Genomic DNA, 7,186 nt, shown 5'->3' with positions numbered 1-7,186 from the left:
AATCAACCAAGAAAAGAAAAAAAATTTCCTTTTTAACCAATCCTATCCGTTTTTAAGAAGAGGTAATTATTAATTATTAATTATTAATTATTAATTATTGAACAGTGTCTTTGTATGTTTCGTTCATCAAGTTTAGACAGTAATTCCATAGTCAACGACAATTACCAAAGCTTTGCTCTAGCAACTATTTTTGTTCTGTATTTGGATATAATCTGGCTTTGATGACCCGAACATTTTAGAGTGAATTTAATTTCCCATAATAGCAAATAAAAAATAGTTTGTCAACTTTCGGGGCATCGAACCCCTCACTTGAACCGACTATCATCCCGACGCTGACCTGAGTACAGGGCGTAGCTCTCGCTAAATCTATTCAACTTGACTATTGTTAACAAAATAGGTGAATATGTAGAAACAGATTTTAAATACAGCACTGACACGGATCGGTAATCCTGCATCCTAATGGTATATTGGGACTACAACTCCTAGCACAGGAGTTAAGATGCTCCTACTGCCATACCATAACCAAAATAATTACAAAGCACCACTGCCCAAACGGGAACCCATAAACCCAGTTTTTTATAGATGTCGATCATTCAAACTAAGGATTTATCCTACCAACCGGGTTTCTTTGCGTAAGTCCTAAATATATATCGTGAGGTTATTAACTATGACTATTTGGGTAAATGAACAGATAGATCCATCTGGTATTGTCTACTCTTGTATTGCCTGTTGCGACAAACAACAAGCTCAAGAATGCCATGAATCTTTTCAAAATAATTTAACTGATACTCAAAAGGAACAAGGATGGAAAGCTACACTGCGAATTGTTGAGTCTTGGGATGAAGTGCCTGTTAGTGCTTTAAAATTGAATTAAAAGTTCAAATCTCGATCGGTACTTTCTTTCATAATGAGCCAAAACATGATTGAGCTATACGAACCACTTAATATTCCTAAAGCTATTGATGAAGATATTTGGATTGTTGATGGCCCTATTGTGAGAATGGCAATGTATGGAATACATATTCCATTTCCCACACGGATGACTATTATCCGATTGAAAAATAATGAGTTATGGTGTCATTCTCCCATAGAGTTAGTCCCAGAATTAAAAGCAAAAATTGATGCCTTGGGTTTAGTTCGTCACTTAATTTCACCAAACAAAATCCATTATGCTCATATTGGCAGTTGGGCAAAAGCTTATCCAGAAGCTATTACATGGGGATCTCCAGGAGTTGTAGAACGTGCAGCACAACAAAAAATAGAAGTGAGTTTTCATGCTTTTCTTGATGATGAAGCACCAATTGACTGGTCGGAGGATATTGCTCAATTAGTTTTTCGAGGTAGTAGGTTTATGGATGAAGTTGTTTTTTTTCACCGCAAAAGTTATACAGTTATTCTGGCAGATTTAATTGAAAATTTTGAGCTTAATAAAGTTAGTCAAAAATTTCATTTATTGATGAAGTTAGCTGGTTGTGCTGCTCCAAATGGTAAAGCACCACTAGATTTACGCACAACATTTTGGGGGAGAAAAAATCAAGCTCGTACCTGTTTAGAAAAAATGTTAAAATGGGAAGCTAAAAAAATTATTTTATCCCACGGAAAATGCTATGAAGAAAATGGTAATGCTGAATTAATTAGAGCTTTTGCTTGGCTAGTTCATTAATTGATAATGAATAATGGATAATTACCTCTGGTTTTACCCTCGAGGATTGAATTATCAGGAAATCAACTGTTCTTTTTTTATCCTATTAGGAGAGGCTTTAAAAAGTTTTGTAAATATTACCAAAATGCTTGTAGAATAATAATTACTCATCTTTATTATATTTATTAAAACATACCTGTTTATTGATGTCTAACGACTTAAAGAACTGCTATATAAAATTTTTGATTAATTAACTTTTAGTATTTGGTATAAACTTTCATGTGCTGACTTAACTGAAAATGGCAATTACAACTAGACAATTAATTCAATGGAAACAAAAAGGTCGCCCGATAGTAGCTCTGACAGCTTATGATTATACGATCGCTCAAATTGTAGATAATGCTGGAGTAGATTTAATCCTAGTAGGAGATTCTCTGGGAATGGTAACTTTAGGTTATGAAACAACTTTACCAGTCACTCTTGAAGAAATGATTCATCATGCTAAAGCAGTGCGACGAGGTGTGAAGCAAGCTTTGATAGTGGTAGATTTACCATTTTTAACTTATCAGGAAAGTCCCCAACAAGCCATACATTCCGCAGGGAGAATACTTAAAGAAACAGGCGCTCAAGCTGTAAAGTTAGAGGGTGGAAATGAGGCGATCGCTAAAACTGTAGATAAATTAACATCAGTGGGTATTCCTGTTATGGGTCATATTGGTCTAACTCCCCAGTCTGTACATCAATTTGGAGGTTATCGCCGACAAGGCAAAACTCCTGATGCTAGTGCGCGTATTTTAGCAGAAGCTGTAGCTTTGGAACAAGCTGGTGCTTTTGCCATTATCCTAGAACATATTGGAGTAGATTTAGCCAAAGAGATTACGGAAAAAGTTTCTATTCCTACTATTGGTATTGGTGCAGGTGTCTATTGTGATGGTCAGGTATTAGTGATTAATGATGTTTTAGGAATTTCCGATCGGCAGCCACCCTTTGCGAAATCTTATGCTAATTTACGAGAGAATATTACTCAAGCAGTTAAGGAATATAGTTTGGAAGTTAAAGAGAGAAAATTTCCTCAACCACCATCGTTATAAGTCAATACTTCTGATATAGTAAGACTGCATTAGTTTGACATACTCCCGACGTTTCCCTTACGGGAAAAAGCGGGATTCTTCAGTCTGGGAAACCCTGACCGCTGCGCATGACAGAGGTGATGTCGGACCTCTGTGTTGACATTGATAATAACAAAATGTACCTAGCTTGTCAAGGGCATATGAACCGCTTATGAAGGTATCCGAATCTTTGCCCAGGCTTTCCAATTGCGTCGCTCCCCCACCGGAGAGCGCGGGACTTCCCGCCAGGGAAGTTAAAAATTTCCTAGTTAGATTAGATATATATACAAGTGTCATGGAACAGGAAAAACACCAGAAATTCATCAAAAATCTAGAAAAAGCATTGTCTGAAAAAGATTCTCATAATTCGTGGGCACTAACTTATGAGGAAGAAGTAGCAGCAGTTAACTATCAAGCACCAGAGCTATTGACACAAAGAGCTTTAAAGCTTAAAGCTTCTGGTAAGTATCTTGATGTTGGATGCGGTACAGGTCTAGTAGGCGAAGCTATTATCCGCCCTCAGAAAGAAAACTTATATATTGATGGTTGCGATATATCTGAAGAAATGTTGAAAGTTGCAGAGCAAAAAGGTATTTATAGATCGCTCACTTGCTGTGATGTTTTTGAAATACCTTATGCAAATTCTAGCTATGATATTGTGATTTCAGCAGGTGTGTTTGCTAGTAATGAAGATAATCAAAAATCAGGCTTTGCAAATTCTCAAGCTTTACCCGGTGTTATCAGAGTTTTGAAGCCTTCTGGTTATTGTGTATTTTCTGTAAGTGCTCGTGTATGGGAAAGTGATAGTAGAGATTATTAGGACTTACGCACCTGCAACGTATTTCCGTCATTGCGACCGACTCTTAAGCAATCTCAAACCCTACTTTTTCGTGCCTCGTGCGTAAGTCCTGATTATGAAAGAGTTATTTCTCAGCTACTAGTAAATCTGATTCAAAAGCTGGATCAACAATATCACGATGCTATTCCTAAAATGTTTAATATTGTCCTGCAAAAGACAATAAATTGAGGAGGGAGGGTAAATTCGTTAGCTTTGGATAAAAATCATATTTTACTTAGGGCTGGCTGATTAAATATCAAAGCACTATTCAATAAAGGTTTGAAGAATTTTAGGTACTGAAAAAGTACCAGATTTTCGGTTGATGGAGCGGAAAAAGTGAGCCTAAACGGGGTAATTATGACAGAAAAACTAAGGAGCAATTATGAATGACCACCTCTTCTACAACTACCGTAAATCCTAACTCTTAACTACTCCTGTACGGGCGATTCGCATAGATGCCCCTACTCCCTACCCTATCAAAAAGACTTTCCATACGCAAACCCTAATTATTAATTGTTGAACGTGAGGTTACGGTTCAAAAAAACAATATTTGTAGGGGTTTGGTAACCAAACCCCTACTTAATGTTAAATCCGCTGACTACTTTTCTCGTTTGCGTAGCATGACAAACGGAAAAAATCGGAGCGATCTAATTCCCTCCAGAGATATTAAACGAACAAGACTACGACTGTGGAACCCACACTGAAACCGAACCTGCATTACACTTAAAATCAGCCCAACCTTCATCATTTGTAGTAATAGGTTCGCTGATATGTTCAGTAATGTCAATGTAAGCTTGGTTCGCTTGCCCCACTTCCATCCACTTCGTTCCCTCATCGCCATTACTCAAAACCACTGCCATTCCGCCAGGATGAGCTTCATCCCCCAAGCGTGTCCAACCAAGGGTATTAGCATGATCGAAGTAATCATATTGGTCGCCATAAGCATAGGTTTCACGAGCATACAAAAATTTGTCAATGAGCCATTTATGACTCTCAAGCCAGATTTCGTACTCATTCCCATCAGGACCATTATCTTTGTAATGAGCGCCATAGTAATCTGCATAGAAAATGCAGGGATAGCCTTCATCTCGTAGTAGAATCAATGCATAAGCTAATGGCTTAAACCAAGCCTCTACAACAGACTCCAAAGATTGCAATGGTTGAGAATCATGATTATCAACTAAAGTGACTGCTAAAGCTGGCTGGTCTTGGACCAAAGTATTGTCAAATATCTGTCGCATATCATAATCATTACCCTGTTTACTAGCTGCGCTGAAGTTATAGTGCAAGGGCGCATCGAAGAGTAAAACATCGCCTCCGGTCACTTCAATAAAATGGTGAAGAGCTTCAACTTCATAAGACCAGTATTCACCAACGGCAAAAAGATTGCGTCCAGCATGGTGACGACAGTGTTGTAGCCATTCTGGAAAGAAGCTAGCTTTAACATGCTTGACCGCATCAAACCGGAAGCCGTCTACTCCAGTAGTATCTATAAACCATTCACCCCAATACTTTAACTCATCGCGCACTTCTGGGTTTTTCATATCCAGATCGCACCCCATCAGATAGTCAAAACTACCCTTTTCCATGTCAACTTCGTCATCAAACGATTTATCTTTAAACAAGTAAACCGCATTCTCGTCCTCGTTGTATGCGTTGTAATCGACCGCAGTGAAATGCCACCAGTGCCATTCTAGTTCAGAGTATTTACCTTTGCGACCTGGAAAAGTAAAATGAGTCCAAACTTTAATGGTCTGCATATCGCCGATAGGGTGATTGCGATCGTCCATATTGTAGGGCGTTGCTTCCACTTCTTCTGATTCGTCTGCGCTTAGTTTGTGGTTGAGGACAACATCTGCGTAAACCCGAATACCAACCTCTTGGGCTGCCTTGACTGCAGCTATATATTCATCTTTTGTCCCATACTTTGTCCGAACGGTACCTTTTTGGTCAAATTCCCCAAGGTCGAACATATCATAGACTCCGTAGCCAACATCATAGCCACCACCAGTTCCCTTGTAAGCTGGTGGGAGCCAAACTGAGGTAACACCTACATCAGCCAGCTCTTTTACTCTATCTTTTAGCTCATTCCATAAGTTTCCGTCGGGAGGAATGTACCAATGGAAATACTGCATCATCACGCCGTTTGTTGCAGACATCTATTTATTTTGGTTAAGTGTGTAATTATTTTTTACTTTTAACGACTTAATATTTTATCATAAATTATGAGGATATAAACAACCAAAAGGATGATTTTTTTCAGGGACTGGGACATCCCAAAAATTTAAGATAGAGCGGTTTTCATTTCAGTAGACCACAGTAGGGGCTTGCTGGCCAGCAAGTAGGGGCGATTCGCGAATCGCCCCTACAGGGTTTTGATTATGACGATGTGGTTTATCAATCTGAAAAGCGCTGTAAGATATTCATTAATTGATAATGGATAATTACCTCTGGTTAAAACCGAGAGGATTGGATATCAGGAAATCATCTGTTCTTTTTTCTCCTTAAAAGGAAAGGCTTTAAACCGGAATTGATTAATTATCAATTATCAATTATCCATTATCCATTGGTGAAGGAGCAGTTTGCCAATTTATCTTAGGTGAAGATTAACCTGTTTGAATAGTATTAGCAATTTCTAATAATTCTGGCGTAAACATTATTTTCCATCCTAAACGTAAAAGTTCCATAATGCGATCGCATGGGGAACAGTCTGGTTGTTCAATGTTGTGAGATGTTTCCCAAGTTATAGCAATTTGACTATATGCGTATGTTTCCATGTTTGATAATTTCAGAATTTAACTCTATAAATTTATAATTCATGTTTTTATCCTACTAAACCGGAAATATCAAAAAGGTTTAACATTAAAGTTGTAATACTAACTAGGAGTTTAGAGACTAAACCCCTACATTCCCTAATCTAGTAGCGATATTGTGGAAGCATAGTTATAGCGTTATGCAAATAGGGCGCGGACATTACTCTGTTCCCTGTTCCCTAAATAAAAGAAAACTGAGAAAAACTTAACTCATTAATTTTATTCCAATTAAAAACTTGCTCTCGAAATTTTTTCCACTGTTGATAAACTTCCTGAAAACTCCCATTTTTACTAGCATTTTCCTCATAAATCTCAAAAGCAGATTTCTGGGCAGCTTCCATAATTTCTGGGCTAAAAGCTCTTAGCTGAACACCTTTTTTAATCAATCTTGGCAACGCTTCACCATTCAAAAAATCATATTGAGCCAACATATTCAAATTAGTTTCATAAGCAGCAGTCCGAAAAATTTCCTGATATTCTGTTGGTAACTTATTCCAAGCATCCAAATTAACTAATACATCTAAAGTCAGACCTGGTTCCCACCAACCAGGATAATAATAATATTTTGCAGCCTTATATAAACCCAATTTCTCATCATCATAAGGTCCAGTAAATTCAGCAGCATCAATAGCACCTCTTTCTAAAGCCAAATAAACTTCCCCACCAGGTAACACTTGAACATTTACTCCCAACTTACTCATCACATCCCCTCCCAAACCAGGAATACGCATTTTTAAACCATTGAGGTCAGCCAAAGTATTAATTTCTTGCCTAAACCAACCAC

The 7,186-nt window shown here is 37.8% G+C and carries 7 protein-coding genes; 4 read left to right on the top strand and 3 right to left on the bottom strand.

The window, feature by feature from the left end; translation table 11 throughout:
• Nucleotides 1-667 precede the first annotated feature (667 nt).
• From F6K22_RS25450 to F6K22_RS25435, 4 genes are all read left to right on the top strand, one after another.
• On the top strand, nt 668-874 hold the full coding sequence (locus F6K22_RS25450) for a glycogen debranching protein (RefSeq protein ID WP_293104424.1): 207 nt from the start codon (nt 668-670) through the stop codon (nt 872-874).
• Between the two features lie 33 nt (nt 875-907).
• Nucleotides 908-1,663: a DUF4336 domain-containing protein gene (locus F6K22_RS25445; RefSeq protein WP_293104421.1), complete on the top strand. Its 756-nt coding sequence runs from the start codon at nt 908-910 to the stop codon at nt 1,661-1,663.
• A 278-nt stretch (nt 1,664-1,941) separates the two neighbouring features.
• Complete coding sequence (gene panB, locus F6K22_RS25440) at nt 1,942-2,733, top strand: 3-methyl-2-oxobutanoate hydroxymethyltransferase (protein WP_293104418.1); 792 nt, start codon at nt 1,942-1,944, stop codon at nt 2,731-2,733.
• A gap of 313 nt (nt 2,734-3,046) precedes the next feature.
• The gene (locus F6K22_RS25435; protein ID WP_293104416.1) at nt 3,047-3,571 is read left to right on the top strand and encodes a class I SAM-dependent DNA methyltransferase; all 525 of its coding nucleotides are present in this window, start codon (nt 3,047-3,049) and stop codon (nt 3,569-3,571) included.
• Nucleotides 3,572-4,269: 698 nt separating this feature from the next.
• Here the strand turns inward: F6K22_RS25435 and F6K22_RS25430 are convergent.
• The 3 genes from F6K22_RS25430 to dctP all read right to left on the bottom strand — a co-directional run.
• On the bottom strand, nt 4,270-5,748 hold the full coding sequence (locus F6K22_RS25430) for an alpha-amylase (protein WP_293104414.1): 1,479 nt from the start codon (nt 5,746-5,748) through the stop codon (nt 4,270-4,272).
• Between the two features lie 447 nt (nt 5,749-6,195).
• Nucleotides 6,196-6,366, bottom strand: a complete 171-nt coding sequence (locus F6K22_RS25425; RefSeq protein WP_293104411.1) for a hypothetical protein — start codon at nt 6,364-6,366, stop codon at nt 6,196-6,198.
• Nucleotides 6,367-6,581: 215 nt separating this feature from the next.
• Nucleotides 6,582-7,186 (bottom strand): TRAP transporter substrate-binding protein DctP (dctP, locus tag F6K22_RS25420; RefSeq protein ID WP_293104409.1); only part of this gene is annotated, 605 nt, incomplete at its 5' end.

This window comes from Okeania sp. SIO2F4, from assembly GCF_010672385.1.
GTDB lineage: Bacteria > Cyanobacteriota > Cyanobacteriia > Cyanobacteriales > Microcoleaceae > Trichodesmium.
The sequence above is the reverse complement of the archived record's forward strand: the minus strand, read 5'-3'. Positions and strand labels throughout refer to the sequence as shown.

Coding starts and splice junctions, on each gene's coding strand:
- F6K22_RS25430 (WP_293104414.1), bottom strand. CDS start 5,748: ATGTCTGCAACAAACGGCGTGATGATGCAGTATTTCCATTGGTACATT.
- F6K22_RS25425 (WP_293104411.1), bottom strand. CDS start 6,366: ATGGAAACATACGCATATAGTCAAATTGCTATAACTTGGGAAACATCT.
- panB (WP_293104418.1), top strand. CDS start 1,942: ATGGCAATTACAACTAGACAATTAATTCAATGGAAACAAAAAGGTCGC.
- F6K22_RS25445 (WP_293104421.1), top strand. CDS start 908: ATGAGCCAAAACATGATTGAGCTATACGAACCACTTAATATTCCTAAA.
- F6K22_RS25435 (WP_293104416.1), top strand. CDS start 3,047: ATGGAACAGGAAAAACACCAGAAATTCATCAAAAATCTAGAAAAAGCA.
- F6K22_RS25450 (WP_293104424.1), top strand. CDS start 668: ATGACTATTTGGGTAAATGAACAGATAGATCCATCTGGTATTGTCTAC.